Source organism: Nostoc mirabile CHAB5784, from assembly GCF_020829645.1.
Taxonomy (GTDB): Bacteria; Cyanobacteriota; Cyanobacteriia; order Cyanobacteriales; family Nostocaceae; genus Nostoc; species Nostoc mirabile.
The window spans coordinates 1-19,064 of record NZ_JAIVFS010000100.1 but is presented as its reverse complement, the minus strand read 5'-3'; the positions used below and the strand labels follow the sequence as shown (position 1 = coordinate 19,064).

Genomic DNA, 19,064 nt, shown 5'->3' with positions numbered 1-19,064 from the left:
AGAGGAGATTGCACTGCAATGGGCTACGCCCGACCGTAGGTCATCGCTCGCTGTGGTGCTGTTTTCAATCTTGTGAAATATTGGTTACATTTAACGGAATGGTCAGATTGAGAATGCCTTTAACGTGAGAGATAGGGGTTGGTGAATTCTTGATTAAATCGAAAAAACCGTCCAGTCTGAGTACAATTTGATTAGACATAGGTAAGCGTGATCTTCCATGACTCCAGCAACCGATATTCGTAGAAGAGCGATCGAACTGATTGAGCAGTTGTCAGAAGAGCGGTTAACTGCCGTAGTTCAATTATTAGAGTTTCTGTCTGAACCCTCTAAGTTTGCTGCATCCAATCCGATTGAGTTAGCCCTGGTTGAAGTCATCCAACGTCGCCTGACTCCTAATGAGCAGAAACGATTAGAAGAGTTACGCAAACGCGGTGAGTGGGGAGAACTCACCGACATGGAACATGAAGAATTGATCCAGTATGAGGATCAGCTAGAACAGTGGAGGGTAGAACGTCTGGAAGCTCTCATGGAATTAGCAAGGCTAAGGAATATCGATTTGCTGACCTTGAATCGTCAATTTGTGTCGGAATCTCAGCTATTCCATGCCGTTTGAATCTGAGAGAGTATCTGCTGCAATGTGACGAACAGTAACCAGCAGAGCCAAAAATCTCTGTGAGTATTGCCGATGTCCAGAAGAATTTTCTCCTGACAGCTTCACTATAGAACACATCAAACCCCGTCAGGCAGGTGGAGAAACGATTGCAGAAAATTTAGCTTGGTCGTGTTATGGCTGCAATGGTCGAAAGCATACCAAAACCAGCCATTGCGATCCAGAAACAAAACTTGAGGTGGCACTGTTTCATCCTCGTCAGCAGCTTTGGTCAGAGCATTTTAGCTGGAACGATGATTTTACACAGGTTATTGGTAAAACTCCCTGTGGTCGAGCAACGGTGTCAGCTCTGCAATTAAATCGGGTTGGAGTCGTTAACTTGCGTCGCCTTCTGACCTCGGCGGGACTGCATCCACCGCCATAAAAATGTTGGTAGTGGTAAATATCTAGCGATCGCCAATTCTCATTTTAAGGTTTCATGGCATTAAACCCCTCGCAGCACGCAGGTTTGATAAATTCCTAACCAATGCAGCGATCATCTCTGTAATTAATCGGGTGAGCTTTGTGAGGATGTGACCTATACCGCCATCAACCAATCGCACACCACAGACTTACACCCACCAGCGAAGTTAACCCAAACTTGCCAATAGGCGGAAAATCGAATCACGCTCATCATCGGGTGGAACAAACTGGTAAACACACTCCCGATTTTCCCTCGATCCCAAACGCCCGACATAATCCAACCTCAAATCAATTTTCTCCAGCAATTTCTGTGCGATCGCAATCGGTGTATGTTTTTCAGAAATGGAAACATTCAAGTAATTCTTGATAACGTGCCTGTGCTGAACAGCCAGCGCTTTAAACTCCACCATCTTCTCATCAGACCCCCGCAACTGAACGTCTGGTGTAAGAAATTGCAACAGATTCAGATTTTCGAGTAACAAAACAGCAGGTAATAGTTGCCCCTTGTTAAAATCTGGTTTCCAAATCGAATTCTCCCCAGCTTCTAACTGCGCTTTTGCTCGTTTCGCATCACGGTTGGTCAGAAATTCCCGCCCCAGCGTCAAATAATAGTGCATCCGCAGTTGGGGATACCACCCATCGTCATCTTTCTCGACCAAATCAGGGGTTACGTCAATTTCGTAGCGACGAGACAATTCCGCCTTGCGTTGCTGATGTCGTTCAGTTTTCGTTTTCGCCCTTTTGTCTTGCAGTTTCTTGAGTTCAGTTTGAGAGAGTTCAACAGAATTAGCGATCGCTTCACACTCAGCAGTATACAATTGCTCACTTGCCGCTTTAACCGACTCGATTACTGCCCCACTATCATCATCATCAGCATCGTCGGCATCAATAATGGTGTACCCATCCTCGACCAATCCCCCAAGCACAGACTCTCGATAACGTCGCATTTCTACGTTTATAACAGAACCCCGCTTGCCCCAAGTCTGCAAAGATTCGGGCTGAAAATTCTGGTCAACAAAGCTGTAATCGTCATTGTCCGCCGCCGACAACAGCGCAACGACAACGTTCTTCTGTCAAGTTAATAACTCGCTTAACTCCTTGCATAATCAGAACGTGAATTCCTTGAAAGCATTGAAATATCCACCGCCAAGTAGGACGTTCAGTTAATTTATTTACTTGGTTTTTAACTGTGGCTTTTTCGGTTTTTAAAGAGCTTCTTAGTTGTCTTTGTCCTAGATTATAAACCAAAAGACATAATCCCATTAACATCATCATTGTCTCTACTCTTTCTGGATTTTTCACAAAAAGACTATCTGCAAAAAATAAAGGATCTTTGATAAACCTAAATCCTCGCTCTGAGGATTGCTGTTGTTTATATATTCTCAGGATTTCTGGGGCTGATAACTCTGTTAGCTCCAAAATATTAGTTGCTAAAATAAATCTCCCAGAAGAGTTTTGATTTTCGCTAATTAATTCCTGATTTTCTCTCAAATCACCTGTAACTTTATAAAGTACTTTTTTATCTTTAATTTGCCGCTCAATAATTTGGACTTCCGAAATTTTATGATATTTTAGTTTGGACTCAAGTTCTTGAATTCTAGATATCGCTAACGATGGCTGTTCAAATTCATCTGCAGCTAATTTAGCTATTTGTTTTCCAATTTTCAGGAATTCTTCATTAATTTTTTGTGTTAATTTCTTCAGATCTGCTTTTTTTCTAGATATTCCATATTTTTTGACGACTTCTAAGGCAATTATTAGGAATAGCTTAGTTAATCCATATTTGTATAATTTATCCATCACTCTGACTAATTTATCATCATTTAAATCCTCTGCCTTAATCCCCTCCCCTAAAAAATGTTCTATAGCTTTATCTTCAAAAAACTGTGAAAATAAATACAATGGTTTAGAAACAAATCCAAGTCCATTCAAAATAATTGTTTTGACGACTTCCCCGGCACTAACTCTTTCCCTAGTATCGGTTCCTAGCAGGTCATTGATTTTCTCTACTATTCCTATCTCATCAACAATTCCAGCTACTATTCCTAAATGATCCAAATTTTTAATGAATGTTTCTTCTTTTTGATGATTCATTTTTTTTCGATTTTATTTATGAAAGCTTTCTCTTGATTTTCTCATTTTTTTACAACTAACAATACTTTTAACAGTTCGGCTAAGTTTAGCTTTTACAACGATCGCACGCCTACCAACTGCTCTCAGTATTAATACTAGGTAATATTTTTATTATTGGTAATATTAATTGAAACATTAATGTATTGCATTCTGAAGTGCGGAATGTGGGCTGTATGCATCTACTACGTACAGAGAGCGGTTTATCTGTGTGCCTATGGCGAAAGCCCTCAAAAAGATACTAACTGGTCATCAGTGAGAGGTTAAGGCTGTAGAGCATTTGTCAATAAGTAATAGTACTTAAAACTATGCTGAAAATCCGGTTATTCAACAGAATTTTTGGGCTAGCGATCGCGTCACATTTAAAAACATCATTCATTCTTGCCTCAAAATTCAGTAGAAACATTAATTTAATACTTACTATGTTAGCAATTTTGCAGTAATATTACTAATTGACAAAAATGATTTTGTCTTAACCTCTCACGAATGCTAACTGGTATAATTTTCGCCTTGACCACATTCGGAGTTTGGTTGCTCTAGGACAGACCCTAAACTTCCCTCAAACTTACAACAGCAATATCAACAGAAGTCTTTACCGAACCCAGATGATATCGCTTTGGAAATGTCTAAAGCATGGGGATTTGATTTTTACTTGCCTTCCCAATTGATGTTACTCCGATTTGACCGCCAGTTCTGCGATCGCTTCGTTAGTGTGTTGTATCAATAGCAAGTACCAGTAATATTACGGCTAAATAGTTATTGCGGTAATTACGTAGCTAATTGTTAAGCAAACCTAAAAACAACAGTATATTAGCGGGTTACAATGCAGCTTGTAGTAATATAGTATGTAGCAAAATGTATGTTATTCACTATTGACCAGTAATAAAATGCCTTGCCGTTGATGAAACCCCGCTTAAACGAGAATAATATTGGGTAAATAATCGTCTCCTAAAAGTAATTAAAAATCATAACCCATGCTTACTAATTCAAAATACAAAATTATAGAGAAAATTTCGGATAGTCTCGATACTGTTGTTTGTCGAGCAATGGAGCTTGTCAATGAAAGAATGGTTATCCTAAAAATTCTTAAATATGAATCTTCTAATATTGAATATATAACAGAGTTTAAACACGAGTATGAAATTTCTAAATCATTAAATTTACCAGGGGTTATTCAAGTTTATGGATTAGAAAATTATGAAAATACTATTGCCTTAGTTTTGGAGGATATTGGAGGGCAAAATCTAAAACAATTTATCGATCGGAGTAGACTAAATATTATAGATTGCTTAAAACTAGCTATTCAGCTTACAGATATTATTATAGATTTACATAATCAACATATTATTCATAAAGATATTAAACCACAAAATATAATTATTAACCCTAAGTCAAAGCAGGTAAAAATTACTGATTTTAGCATTGCATCACGCCTATCAAAAGAAAATGTAATGCTCAGTAATCCTAATTTCCTTAAAGGAACACTGGCTTATATGTCTCCAGAGCAAACAGGTCGGATGAATAGGTCGATTGACTATCGCACAGACTTTTACTCTTTAGGCATCACTTTTTATGAAATGTTGACCTCTCAGTTACCATTTAACTTTATTGATCCTTTAGAAATAGTTCACTCCCATATTGCGAAACAGCCTCTACCTCCTGATCATATCAATTCAGAAATTCCAGAGGCAGTATCTAATATTGTGATGAAACTATTATCGAAAACGCCTGAAGAAAGATATCAAAGTGGTTTAGGGTTAAAAGCAGATATAGAAATTTGTTTAGAGCAATTATTAAATAATCGAAAAAACGAAAATTTTATTCCTGGTAAATTAGATAATTTTAGCCAATTTACCATACCTCAAAAACTCTATGGTCGCGAGGAAGAAGTAACATTTCTCTTATCAGCTTTTGAGAGAGTGAGTGTTGGAATAAGTGAGATAATGCTAGTTTCAGGTTATGCAGGGATTGGTAAATCTTGCTTAGTTAATGAAATTCATAAACCTATCCTCCAAAAAAAGGGATATTTTATTTCTGGTAAATTTGACCAATTTAAGCGCAATATTCCTTATGCGGCTCTAATTGAATCATTTCAAGAGTTGACACAACAGCTACTAACAGAAAGCTCTGAAAAAATAGTTATTTGGAAACAGCAACTTTTAGAAGCATTTGGCGAAAATGGTCAAGTAATTATTGATGTTATTCCTGACATTGAAAAAATTGTAGGTCAACAGTCACCTGTAGCACAATTAGGTACAACTGAATCCCAAACTCGCTTTAATCGAGTATTTCAAAAGTTTATTCAGGTATTTGCCCAAAAAGAACATCCTCTTGTTCTGTTTTTTGATGATTTACAATGGGCAGATATAGCCTCTTTCAAATTGATTCAGATGCTAATGGTTGATGATAGCCAATATTTTCTGATTATTGGAGCTTATCGAGATAATGAAGTCATCTCAACTCATTATTTGAATCAAACCTTAAATGAAATCCAAAAGGCAGGAGCAATTGTAAATAATATTATTTTACAGCCTTTAAATATTAATAATGTTTATGAGCTAATAGTTGATACACTTCATAGTGCAACAGAAAAAACCAAAATGCTAGCTGAATTTATTTTTAATAAAACTCAGGGAAATCCTTTTTTATTAAATCAGCTTCTCCAAACCATGTACCAAGAAAAGCTATTAAACTTTGATTTTAATACTGGAGCATGGCAATGGGAACTTAATCAAATTGAAACAATTGGTTTTACAGATTATGATGCTTTAGAATTAATTGCTAGAAATATTAACAAATTACCTCAAAAGACGCAGCATATCTTAAAATTAGCTGCTTGTATTGGCAATCGTTTTAATATAGATATTCTAGCGATAATCAATGAAAAGTCTCAGTCAGAAACCGCATCTGAATTATGGGAAGCACTTCAAGCAAGCCTAATTTTGCCACTGAATGATAACTATAAAGCTCCACTGCTTTTTGACGAAGACACATCTATACTCTTAAAATCTCAGGAATTAAAAGTTTCATATAAGTTTTTGCACGATCGCGTCCAGCAAACGGCTTATTCCCTAATTCCAGAATCGCAAAGAAAACAAACTCACCTGAAAATTGGACAATTATTACTAAAATCTCTTCAAACAAAGGAGATTGAAGAAAATATTTTTGATATTGTTAACCATCTCAATCTTGGGATTGAATTGATTTGCGATCAAACTCAAAGAGATCAGCTAGCTAAATTAAATCTGATAACTAGCCAAAAAGCAAAAGCATCATCAGCATACGAAGCAGCTCTTAACTATTCAACAATCGGACTAGAATTACTTACATCATCGAGTTGGGAAAGTAATTACGACTTGATGCTAGCACTTCATCTAGAAAGCGTAGAATTAGAGTATTTAAATACTAATTTCGACCGAGCAGCTTTTTTCACTGAAACTATTTTAGAAAAAGCTAGTAATCTACTCGATCAAATCAAGGCTTATCAATTACAAGTCCAGTTTTATATGGCTCAAAATCAGATGATTAAAGCCATTGATACTGGACTAGAAGCGATCGCAAAGTTGGGTGTTTCTTTATCACCCACGCCAAATAAGCAAAGCACTATAGCTAATTTACCACAGCTTCAGGATTTAGCAAATTTTCCAGAACTGAAAGATCCTTATATACTGGCGGCTTTAAAAATCCTTGTTACTATTGCCGGTGCTGCTTTTATTGCTAACCCGACAAAGACAACTTTTCCTCAAATAATCTTGACTGTTGTCAATCTCTGTATTAAATACGGTCATTCAGCTTTAGCGGCTCACGGATATGCTTATTATGGGATGCTGTTATGTGGCTATCTAGAAAATATTGATGCTGGATATCATTCTGGTCAAATAGCTTGGCAAATATTAGAGCAGTTTCAAGCTATTGAACTTAAAAGTAAAGTATACGCGCCGTTTTACGGTTTTACTATTCATTGGAAAGAACATATTAGAGAAACAATTGCTCCCTTGCAGGAAGGAATTCAAAGTGCATTAGAAATTGGAGATATAGAATACGTCGGCTACTGCTCTGTCCACTATTGCGGTCATATATTTTTTAAAGGAGAACAGCTTGAATCAGTAGCTCATCAGCAAGCATTATATATTGATTTGCTGGAAAAATTTAAACTAGATTTCCCTATAAACTACATTAAGATTTGGCATCAAATGGCACTAAATCTACAAGGGTTATCAGAAAATAAACAACTTTTAATTGGTGATAGTTTTAATGAAGTAGCAATGCTGCCATATTTACAAACTACTAATAATGCTACTTCTTTGTCTGCTGCTTATGTTGCTAAATTGATTCTTTCTTACTTATTTAAAGATTATAATCAAGCAATTGATAATGCCAAATTAGCTTCAGAATATATAGTTAGTGTGATGGGGATGATGACGGTTGGCATCCACAACTTATACTATTCATTAGCTCTAATTGCTTTATATCCAAATGTTGAACCTAAGACTCAACATGAATATCTGGCTATTATCAATGAAAATCAGAAACAAATGCGGTTATGGGCTAGTCATGCTCCTGCTAATTATCAACACAAATATGAACTCGTGGAGGCGGAAAAAGCAAGAGTTTTAGGGCAACCTTTTCTAGCTATGGAGTATTATGAGCTAGCTATTCAAGGAGCAAAAGAACAGGGATATTTTCAAGAAGAAGCACTAGCAAACGAGTTAACAGCAGAATTTTACTTTTCCCGTGGTAGAGATCAGCAGGCAGGCTTCTACCTAAGAGAATCTTATCATGCTTATGTACGTTGGGGAGCCATTGCGAAAGTCAATGATTTAGAGTCAAAATACCCTGATTATTGCCCATTAAGAGTAAATTACGAATCATCTACATCTACTACTTGGAAAGCTAACTCAGGAACTACTTCAAGTAAGATAAATAATTTAGCATCTTTTGATTTATCTACAGTTTTTAAAGCTTCGCAAGCTATATCTAGTGAAATTATGCTAGATGAGTTGCTAGGCAAGTTGATGAAAATTGTTATGGAAAATGCTGGGGCACAAACAAGTTGCTTACTTTTAGAGAAAAACGGTCAAATGGTAATAGAAGCATCCGTGGGAATTAATAAAAATGAGATACTTTTAGAAACTTCTATGCCTTTAGAGAATAATCTCTATTTACCAATATCTATACTCAACTATGTTATTAGAACTAAAGAAAGTGTCGTTATTGGTGATGCTAGCCGTCAAGGAATATTTGTTAGCGATTCTTATATTATTAACAATAAATGTAAGTCCATTTTATGTACACCGATAATTCATCAAACTAAACTCATCGGAATTTTGTATTTACAAAATAATTTAACAACGAATGCATTTACTACTGAGCGGTTAGAAGTTTTAAAAATTCTTGCCTCTCAAGCAGCTATTTCTATTGAGAATGCCAAACTATATTCTAATCTATCTAAAGCAAATGAGAATTTGCAACAGGCTAAACAGGACTTAGAAATTTATAGCAAATCTTTGGAGCTAAAAGTTGAAGAGAGAACACAGGAATTACATGATAAAAATGTCCACCTGGAAGAACAAGCACAACGCTTAGAGTTGACATTAAAACAACTACAAACTACACAGTTACAAATGATTCAAAAAGAAAAAATGTCTGCTTTAGGTCAATTAGTCGCTGGTATAGCTCATGAAATTAATAATCCAATTAATTTTATTTATGGCAACATTTCTCATGCTAGTGAATACATTGAAGATATATTCTATCTAATTAAAAATTATCAGCAGGTATCACCGAATCTGAATCCTCAAATGCTGGCAGAACAAAAGGGCATAGATTTAGAATTTTTGCTTCAAGACTTACCTAAATTGCTATCTTCAATGAAGGTTGGAGCCGATCGCATCCGTCAGATAGTTCTGAGCTTGCGTAACTTCTCCCGTTTGGATGAAGCAGAAATGAAGCCAGTTGATATCCATGAAGGTATTGATAGCACTTTGCTAATCTTGCAGCATCGCCTTAAAACTGAATCAGCCAACTTTAAGATTCAAATTATTAAAAATTACGGTTCTTTACCATTGGTAGATTGTTATGCAAGTCAGCTAAATCAAGCATTTATGAATTTATTAACTAATGCTATTGATGCTTTAGAAGAGTATAACTCTCAATCTTCATTGCAGGGAGTTGAACTGAATTCAGTTTATATCAAAATAACTACTGAGTTATTAGATAACAATCTGCTAGCTATTCGCATTGCTGACAACGGTTCTGGTATGACATCAGATGTACTTCCTCAGATTTTCAATCCTTTCTTTACTACCAAACCTATTGGAAAAGGCACAGGCTTAGGATTATCTATTAGTTACACAATTATTGTGGAAAAGCATAGAGGTAAAATCAGTTGTCAGTCAGTAGCAGGGCAAGGAACCGAATTCTTAATTGAACTCCCAATCCATCAGAATAATTCTAAATTAATCGGCTAAAGTTTTACTCTAAAAAAAATTATCATGATTAACAATTATAAATCTACAGATGTTTCTACTATCTCAATTTCAGAAGTTTTAATGGCTTTGGTAACAGGAACTATACTAGATAAGCCTTGTGAACCTTCAAGGATTGGAAAAATATCACGGCTAACAACTACACAAAGAGATTTATATCTGGATAATATACTCTATCCAGACAGTACTGTATTTACTTTGGGAATGTCGGTAAATCTATTGCAAAACCTAGACAGATTTGTTTGGGAACAGGCAATAAAAATAGTATGTCAAAAAGATGACGTTACTAAAACTAGGTTTATTTTTTATAAAGGTGAAGGTTTTCAATTTGTAGATAAAAATGCTGATGTTAATTTTGAATTTATAGATTTAGCAATTAATAATTGCTATTTTAATAGCTTAGAGCAAATTATCGAAGAAAAAATTAAAACTAAGTTAGAATTGGAAAAAAATGATTTCTTTAAAAATATCTTAGTCAAAGATAAACAGGGTAACTATACTGCTATTTTAGGTGCGCCTCATATCCTTTTCGATGGATATTCCGGGAAAATTTTCTTTGAAAGGGTAGGTAAAGTCTACCAAGCTTTAAAAACAGGCAATAATCCTCAAAACTTTGAAGGTAATTCTTTTCATGATTTTATTGATGATTATGTTATCCGATTTGATACGCCAGATATTCAGCAGTACTGGTTGGAAACTTTAAGTAATGTTATTCCTGTTACGCCTTATGCCAGAGTCGAAAGAGAAAATAAAGCTAAATCAAGAAAAATACAAATTGCTGGAGATGAATTAGCACAAATTAGAAAATATTGCCAATTAATTAATTGTAGTGTTCCGGTATTTTTTAGAGCGGTTTATGGCATTTATTTGAGCCAATATTTACAAACACCAGCAGATTTTGTCTTTTACGACATTATTGGTAAAAGAGATAAGCAGTTACTGGATGTTTTAGGTTGTATTTACCAAGTAGTTCCTGTTGTTGTACCTCAAAAGAGTATAGAGAAAAGCTCAAATATTATCAATTACATTTCTTATATCAAGAATTATCGAAGAAATCTAGATAATTTACAAAATATTTCTGTTTTATTGCAAAGGAATTATTTAAAAGATGAACAATCGAAGTTCTTTTATAACTTTTATAATTTTAGTATTCTTGATCTACCTATTAACGAAGAGTATTCTAAATTAACTATCCATAATTCTTTCGGAGAAAATGAAGTCCATCTTATAATTAACGATTTTAATGATAATTTAGAAATAGAACTATTTTATAATAAAAAGCGTTTTTTTGATATAAATTTTTTAGAAAGATTACTATTTATAGCCGCTCAAGTTAGTCAAGGATTTGAGTATTTTGATCAGCTAAATATATTACCAGAAAGCGAGCGCCAAGAATTAGTAGAAACTTGGAATGATACCAGTACGGATTACGCATTAGATAAATGCGTTCATCAATTATTTGAAGCACAGGTAGAGCGATCGCCAGATGCTGTAGCAGTAGTCTTTAAAGAGGCACAGAAGCACGAACAATCTTCACTTACTTACCGAGAGCTAAATCAGCACGCGAACCAGTTAGCACACTACCTGCAATCGCTAGGCGTGAAACCAGATATGCCAGTAGGAATCTGTGTAGAGAGAACGCTGGAGATGGCGATCGCAGTTTTGGCAGTTCTCAAAACTGGTGGTGCTTACGTACCAATAGATCCAGCTTATCCCAAGGAACGTTTAGCCTTTATGCTTGAGGATACTCAAGTATCAGTATTACTCACTCAACAACAACTATTAGCAGAGCTTCCTAAACATAATTCACAGGCTATCTGTTTAGATACCGACTGGGACAAGATTAGCCAATCCAGTCAAGAAAATCTTGATAGTGAAGTCACAGCCGAAAATTTAGCTTATATCATCTACACTTCTGGTTCTACAGGCAGACCGAAAGGCATCTGTTTAGCTCACCGTCCTTTAGTGAATTTACTGCAATGGCACTTAAACTCACTATTAACAGGTGTACGTACCTTACAATTTGCCTCTTTAAGCTTCGATGCTAGCTTTCATGAAATGTTTGCTGCTTGGTGTTCGGGAGGAACTTTGTTTCTCATCTCAGAAAACTTGCGTCGGGACACTACAGCCTTAGCTGACTTTATTCACAACCAAGAGATTGAAAAAGTTATCTTGCCTGTTGTTGTACTACAACAGATGGCAGAACTAGCAACATCTCAGTTGCAATTATTTACTAGTTTAAAAGAAGTTACGACCACAGGTGAGCAACTGCAAATCACCCCAGCTATTGTGAAATTATTCAAGTCGCTGCCACACTGTTCATTTCATAATCACTACGGGCCATCAGAAACCCATGTGATAACGGCTCTAACATTAGATCGTAACCCTGATTCCTGGCCAGTTTATCCCTCAATAGGTCGTCCCATCGCTAACACCCAACTTTACTTACTTGATGCAGAGTTAAAGCCAGTTCCTATCGGTGTTGCAGGAGAGTTATACATTGGTGGCCATAGTTTAGCTAGAGGTTACCTCAATCGACCCGATCTGACTGCCGAACGTTTTATTTCTAATCCTTATGCAAAATCGGATTGCTTGTATAAAACAGGTGACTTAGCTTGCTATTTACCTGACGGGAATATTGAATACCTTGGTCGGATTGACCAGCAGGTAAAGATTCGCGGCTTCCGCATTGAGCTAGGGGAAATCGAAGCAATGCTGTTGCAGCATCCTGACGTGCGCGAAGCCGCAGTTATAGCGCGTGAGGATGTGTCAAAGGACAAGCGCCTAGTTGGTTATATTGTTTCCAACCTAATTCCGGAACGAGTACCTTATCAAAGTGTTTGTCGAGTGGAGACTAATGATAACCGGCCAGTAGAACTGCTAACAGAGGATATCTCCAATAGTGGCGTTTGCTTGGTAGGGGTGCCATTTAGTTGGGCAAAAGGTAAGCAAATCCGTATTTGCCTAAAGTTACCGATGATATCGCCAGAACTATGGTTAGAAGGCAGTGTTGCTTGGAGTCAGGGTAAACGGGCTGGTATTAACTTGCTTCTAACACCTACAGAAAAAATGCTCTTTCACCAAAGCATAGAGCATCTCTTAGAAACCCAACATCTATGGAAAATTTTGCAGCGTACAGTTAGTAGCAATCTCCGTAAATTTCTTAAGGAGAAGCTGCCAGATTATATGGTGCCTTCTAGTTTTGTAATGTTAAATGGATTGCCACTAACCCCAAATGGCAAATTAAATCGTCGGGCACTACCAACACCCGATCGCACTGGACGAAATCTAGAGCCAGATTTTGTTTCACCTCGTACCACCATTGAGGAAGCACTAGCAAAAATTTGGGTGGAAGTTTTGAGATTGGAAGAAATCAGCGTCCACGATAACTTTTTCGAGATTGGGGGACACTCACTGCTAGCAACTCAGGTAATCTCTCGTGTCCGGGATACCTATCAGTTAGATTTGCCATTACGGCGATTATTTGATGCACCTACTGTTGCCACCTTGGCTGAAAATATCGAGGCACAACTCAAGCAAAATCAAGAATGGCACACTTGGGCGATCAGTCCTGTAACGCGTAACCAAAACTTGCCTCTTTCCTTTGCCCAACAGCGGTTATGGTTTTTGGAACAGTTGTTACCTGATAATCCTTTTTATAATTTTCCCCAAACTTTTCACCTGTTTGGTAGGGTGAATCTGGTTGCCTTAGAACAGAGCATCAACGAAATTGTTCGGCGGCACGAAGTTTTACGCACCACTTTTGCTTCATCAAATGGGCAGCCTGTACAAATTATTGCTCCTGCTCTGACTGTACCTTTACATTTGGTAGATTTGCGTTCACGAAGTGTCTCTTTCAGAGAATCGCTCTCTGAATCAGAAAAAGATACAGAAATTCAGCGATTGATGATTGAGGAGTTTCAGCAACCTTTTAATATCAACTGTGGGCCACTATTACGAACAACCTTATTGCAGTTAGATTCAGAAGAATATCTACTGCTTTTGAGCATTCACCACATTGTTTTTGATGGTTGGTCTGTCAGCGTATTGTTTCAAGAATTGACATTGTTGTATCAGACTTTCGCCAATGGTCTGCCTTCTCCTCTGACTGAACTGCCCATCCAGTATGCAGACTTTGGTGTATGGCAACGGCAATGGTTGCAAGAAAAAGTCATATCAGAGCAACTAGCCTACTGGAAGCAGCAGTTAGCAGATTTACCTATTTTACAATTACCTAGCGTTAGCGAAGCTCGCCGTAGGCATCGCCCCCGACCAGCAATCCAAACTTATCGCGGCGCACGTCAAACTTTAGCATTCTCCAAATCTCTCAGTGAGGCAGTAACTCGATTTAGCCAGCAGCAGGGAGTTACTTTATATATGACGCTCTTAGCAGCGTTTCAAACACTGCTATTCCGCTATACGAGTAGCGAAGATATCTTAGTAGGTACATTAATTGCCAACCGTCATCATCAGGAAATAGAGAGTTTAATTGGATTCTTTGTTAACTCTTTAGTAATACGTAGCAATTTTTCTGGCTCTCCAACTTTTTGCCAATTGCTGAAGCAAGTTCGAGAAGTGACCTTAGAAGCTTATGCTCATCAAGACCTACCCTTTGAGAAACTGGTAGAGGAACTAGAACCAGAGCGTGATTTGAGCCGCCATCCCCTGTTCCAAATCTGCTTTGCACTGCAAAATGTACCCATGCAAGCTCTGGAACTTTCTGGTCTAAGCATTAACCATCGCTTAGAACACAATGGCACAGCCAAGTTTGATTTGTTTCTAGAACTATTTGAAACACCAGATGGTATTAGTGGTTGGTTTGAGTACAGCACTGACTTATTTGACGCTGCTACTGTCTCTCGCATAGGGGAACATTTTCAGACTTTAGTTGCAGGTATTGTTACCAATCCAGACCAGAAAGTTGCAGATTTACCACTTTTAACAGATGCTGAACGTCAGCAACTATTAGTGGAATGGAATCAAACTCAAGCCGATTACCCGCAGCAAACTTGCATTCACCAACTATTTGAAGCACAAGTAGAGCGATCGCCTGACTCAATAGCAGCAATCTTTGCACAACAGCAAATAACTTATCGCCAGTTGAATACTAGAGCCAATCAATTGGCCCGCCATTTGCAAGCTTTAGGTGTAGGGCCAGACGTATTAGTAGGCATTTGTGTAGAGCGATCGCTAGAAATGATTGTAGGTGTGCTTGCAATCCTCAAAGCTGGTGGAGCTTATATACCTCTAGATCCAGCCTATCCGCAGCAGCGTTTATCCTTAATGTTGTCAGACTCTCAAGTATCAGTACTACTGACCCAACAACATTTATTGGCGCAACTTCCTGAACATCAAGCACATATTCTCTGTTTGGATAGAGACTGGCTAGATATTGCTACACAAAGCCAAGATAACCTTAATATTAATATTCATCCTGACAACTTAGCGTATATAATCTACACCTCTGGTTCTACTGGTAAACCAAAAGGTGTACAAATTATGCACCGCTCTGTAGTGAATTTCCTTCACTTCATGGGTCAGCATTTAGAACTGACAGAGCAAGATATACTCCTTTCCGTTACTACTCTATCCTTTGACATTGCAGTACTAGAAATTTTCCTCCCGATTACTCTCGGTGCCCATGTACTTATGGTCAGCCGAGAAGAGACTATGGATGGCACAGAGTTAATCGCAAAGTTAACCAACTCCGATATTACCATCATGCAAGCTACCCCAGCCACTTGGCAACTCCTTTTAGAAGCAGGCTGGCATGGTAACAAGCATTTGAAAATACTGTGTGGTGGAGAAGCTTTACCAAGAAAATTAGCTAAACAATTGCAACAGCGATGTGCTACTTTATGGAACGTCTATGGCCCTACTGAAACTACTATTTGGTCAGCTACATACAAAGTAGTTTCTGAAGACGGACAAGTTCTGATTGGTCGGCCTATGGCTAATACTGAGTTTTATGTACTCGACTCTCAGTTACAGCCTGTGCCTGTGGGTGTGCCAGGAGAACTCTATATTGGTGGTGCTGGTTTAGCGCGTGGCTATCTCAATCGTCCCGATCTGACGGAAGCTCGGTTTCTTCCTAACCCCTTTAACAAGGCAAAAGGAAGCGATCGCCTTTATAAAACAGGGGATTTAGTTCGCTATCTTCCCGATGGCAATATTGAGTATTTCAGCCGTATCGATCATCAAGTGAAAATTCGCGGCTTCCGGATCGAGCTAGGAGAGATTGAAACTGTGTTGATGCAACATCCGTCAGTCAAGACAGGTGTTGTGATAGATCGGGAAGATGTACCAGGGCACAAGCGTTTGGTAGCTTATGTAGTCCAAAATCAACAAGATGAGAAAGCCCAAGAGTTAATAGCAAATTGGCAAACTGAACACCTTTCCCAGTGGCAAACACTTTACGATCAAACCTACAAGCAAACTACCGAAGAACAGAACCGAGTATTCAATACTATTGGTTGGAACAGTAGTTATACAGGTCTGCCCATCCCTGCAAAGGAGATGCGCGAGTGGGTAGACCACACCATTGAACGCATTCTTTCTCTGCAACCTAGCCAAGTGCTAGAAATTGGTTGCGGTACAGGTCTGTTACTATGCAAAATTATTTCCTGTTGCAGTAAGTATTGGGGTACTGACTTTGCGCCTGAAGCACTGCGACAAATCCAACAGTTACAAATGTCTGGTCAGGATTGGCCACAACTGACTTTGTTGCAAAGACCTGCTGACAATTTTGAGGGTATTGAGGCAGATACGTTTAATACGGTAATTATTAACTCGGTAGTTCAGTATTTTCCCAGCATTGACTATTTGGTACAAGTTTTGGCAGGAGCTGTCAATGCCGTGAAGCCTGGGGGTTCTATCTTTGTAGGAGATGTGCGTAGTCTACCCTTACTAGAGGCTTACCACGCTTCTGTAGCACTATACCAAGCATCATCTTCACTTTCCACTGTGCAGATAAAAGAGCGCGTTCGACAACGCCTCAACCAAGAGGAAGAACTGGTAATTCATCCAGATTTTTTCATCGCATTGCAACAACACTTACCCAAGATCGGTCGCGTTGAAATTCAAGTTAAGCGTGGTCAGCATCACAATGAACTCACAAAGTTTCGCTATGATGTGATTTTGCACATAGGAACAAGTACTGATAACAATACAGATATTCCTTGGCTTGATTGGCAAAAACAAGAGCTAACCCTGTCATCTGTTCGTCACCTGTTATTAGCAAATCAGCCAGAAATTCTGGGAATTAGAAATGTGCCTAATACTAGGGTAATTAAGGAAGTCAAGACTGTAGAATTGCTGAATAACCCAGATGGCCCTAAGACAGTAGGTGAACTGCGATCGCATCTAGAGCTACTTCCCGATACTGGGATTGATCCTGAAGAACTGTGGAATTTGAGCCAGGATTTACCCTATTTGCTCGATATCATTTTGTCTGAATCTAGTGTCGTTGACTGTTACGAGGTAGTTTTTAGACATCACCAAAAACAAAGCATAAATATAGATATATTGTCAGTTAGCCTTTCACAAGATACAGTTCACAATAAGCCTTGGAATTCCTATGCTAATCAACCGCTAAAGGGTAAGTTTACCCGCAACTTAGCATCAGAACTTTGCCGCTTTCTCGAACAAAAGCTGCCAGAATATATGATACCTACAGCTTTTGTATCCCTAGAAAAGTTGCCACTAACACCCAATGGCAAGTTAGATCGTCGAGCATTACCTGCTCCAGATCAAGTCAGACATACTCTAGAAGTAGCGTTAATTAGACCTCATACTCTTACCGAAGAAAAAATGATCGGTATTTGGTCACAGATACTTGGTATTGCTCATGTACGCATTCAAGATAATTTTTTTGAACTTGGCGGTAATTCTCTGTTAGCAGTGCAGTTAATGATGTCTGTGCGAGAAAATTTCCAAATAGAGTTGCCCGTCAGATATATTTTTGAGCAGCAAACTGTAGAAGGACTCAGCCAACTTATTGATAAAGTACATCAAGAAGGCTCTACTGCTCTCAATAGTGTTGTTAATCTCAAACTTGAAGCCGTTCTTGATCCAAATATCTATCCTCAGGGGATAATAACTAAGGATATAACTCAGCCAAATCATATTTTATTAACAGGGGCAACTGGCTTTTTAGGTGCTTTCTTAATCCACGAATTGCTACAGCAAACTCAGGCGAAAATATATTGCCTTGTGCGAGCTAATAACGAAACTGAAGGTTTTAAAAGGCTACAGCAAACCCTAGAAAAATATTTAATTTGGGATGCAAGCCAAAGCTCAAGAATTATCCCTATACTAGGAGATTTAGCTTTACTCCGTCTGGGACTTTCTGTAGAGCAATTTCAGAATCTAGCAGAGCAAATTGATGTGATTTATCATAGTGGTGCCCAAGTCAACTTTGCTAAACCATATTCTGTAATTAAGGCAGCAAATGTTCTTGGCACTCAAGAAGTTCTCAGATTAGCATGTCAGCATCAACTCAAGCCAGTACATTACATCTCAACAATTGCTGTCTTTGGCACAATTGCTTGTTTAACTGGATTGAATGTCCTTTATGAGGACGATGATATTGATCATAGTGAAACTTATCTATATCAAGATATTGGTTATACCCAAAGTAAATGGGTAGCTGAAAAACTTGTTTGGATTGCTAAATCTAGAGGTATCCCTGTAACAGTTATTAGATCGGGATTTTTAATGGGTCATTCACATACTGGCGTAACTAATACAGATGACTACATATCTAGATTGATCAAAGGTTGTATACAATTAGGTAGTTTCCCAGATTTAGTCAATCAAAAACAAGATTTAATTACTGTAGATTATGCCAGTAAAACCATTGTTCAAATATCTAAAAAGAAGGAATCTTTGGGTAAGGCTTTTCATTTAGTGCCTTTAGCATCGGAAAATATCGATTTAAGTAGATTATTTGAGTTGATATCGGCTTGTGGATACCCACTCAAAAAAGTATCTTATGCTCAATGGACAGATGAGTTAATCAATCAAGCTCAGTATTGTCAAGAAAATTCTTTGTTCCCTCTTATATCTATGCTGACTGAACAAGTGCATCAAGGGCTAACTGCATGGCAACTCTATCAAAATACCCCTAATTTAGACTGTAGCAATACACTTGAGGCAATTGCTGACATTTCCATTTCCTGTCCATCAATGGATACTGAATTACTCAGTAAATATCTAGCTTATTTTTTAGATAGTGGATTTTTGAATACAATACCTTAGCCAAAATAAGAGGATGAGGAGAGAGGGCCGATGTAGTAGAGTTATTGTCTCTCACAACGACAACTCAAAAACCACAATCAGCCCATGTCCGATATCTTATCACTGCTACAATGCTT

General features: G+C 37.8%; 7 protein-coding genes and 1 pseudogene. 5 read left to right on the top strand and 3 right to left on the bottom strand.

Features of this window, described 5'->3' with window-relative positions:
* The first annotated feature begins 217 nt into the window (after positions 1–217).
* The gene (locus tag LC653_RS36005; protein ID WP_229499777.1) at positions 218–613 is read left to right on the top strand and encodes a hypothetical protein; all 396 of its coding nucleotides are present in this window, start codon (positions 218–220) and stop codon (positions 611–613) included.
* Here LC653_RS36005 and LC653_RS46515 read toward each other — a convergent pair.
* Positions 596–730 carry a hypothetical protein gene (locus tag LC653_RS46515; protein ID WP_267923342.1) on the bottom strand — a complete coding sequence of 45 codons (135 nt, stop codon included), beginning with the start codon at positions 728–730 and terminating at the stop codon, positions 596–598. The genes LC653_RS36005 and LC653_RS46515 overlap by 18 nt on opposite strands.
* A 118-nt stretch (positions 731–848) precedes the next feature.
* On the opposite strand from LC653_RS46515, the gene LC653_RS35995 reads away from it, so the two are divergent.
* Positions 849–1,034, top strand: a complete 186-nt coding sequence (locus tag LC653_RS35995; RefSeq protein ID WP_229499775.1) for a hypothetical protein — start codon at positions 849–851, stop codon at positions 1,032–1,034.
* 205 nt (positions 1,035–1,239) lie between these two features.
* Here the strand turns inward: LC653_RS35995 and LC653_RS35990 are convergent, their stop codons facing one another.
* Positions 1,240–2,121, bottom strand: a complete 882-nt coding sequence (locus tag LC653_RS35990; protein ID WP_308189193.1) for a hypothetical protein — start codon at positions 2,119–2,121, stop codon at positions 1,240–1,242.
* Positions 2,102–3,166: an IS1634 family transposase gene (locus LC653_RS35985; RefSeq protein WP_229499773.1), complete on the bottom strand. Its 1,065-nt coding sequence runs from the start codon at positions 3,164–3,166 to the stop codon at positions 2,102–2,104. The genes LC653_RS35990 and LC653_RS35985 overlap by 20 nt, the downstream gene beginning before the upstream one ends.
* A gap of 637 nt (positions 3,167–3,803) precedes the next feature.
* Between LC653_RS35985 and LC653_RS35980 the strand changes: the two are divergent.
* The 3 genes and pseudogenes from LC653_RS35980 to LC653_RS35970 form a co-directional block, all read left to right on the top strand.
* Positions 3,804–3,929, top strand: a pseudogene (locus LC653_RS35980) (hypothetical protein); the annotation flags it as partial.
* 247 nt (positions 3,930–4,176) lie between these two features.
* Positions 4,177–9,672: a trifunctional serine/threonine-protein kinase/ATP-binding protein/sensor histidine kinase gene (locus tag LC653_RS35975; RefSeq protein ID WP_229499771.1), complete on the top strand. Its 5,496-nt coding sequence runs from the start codon at positions 4,177–4,179 to the stop codon at positions 9,670–9,672.
* Positions 9,673–9,696: 24 nt separating this feature from the next.
* Entirely contained in the window at positions 9,697–18,948 is a 9,252-nt protein-coding gene (locus LC653_RS35970; protein ID WP_229499769.1) for a non-ribosomal peptide synthetase, read from the top strand.
* Positions 18,949–19,064: the final 116 nt, after the last annotated feature.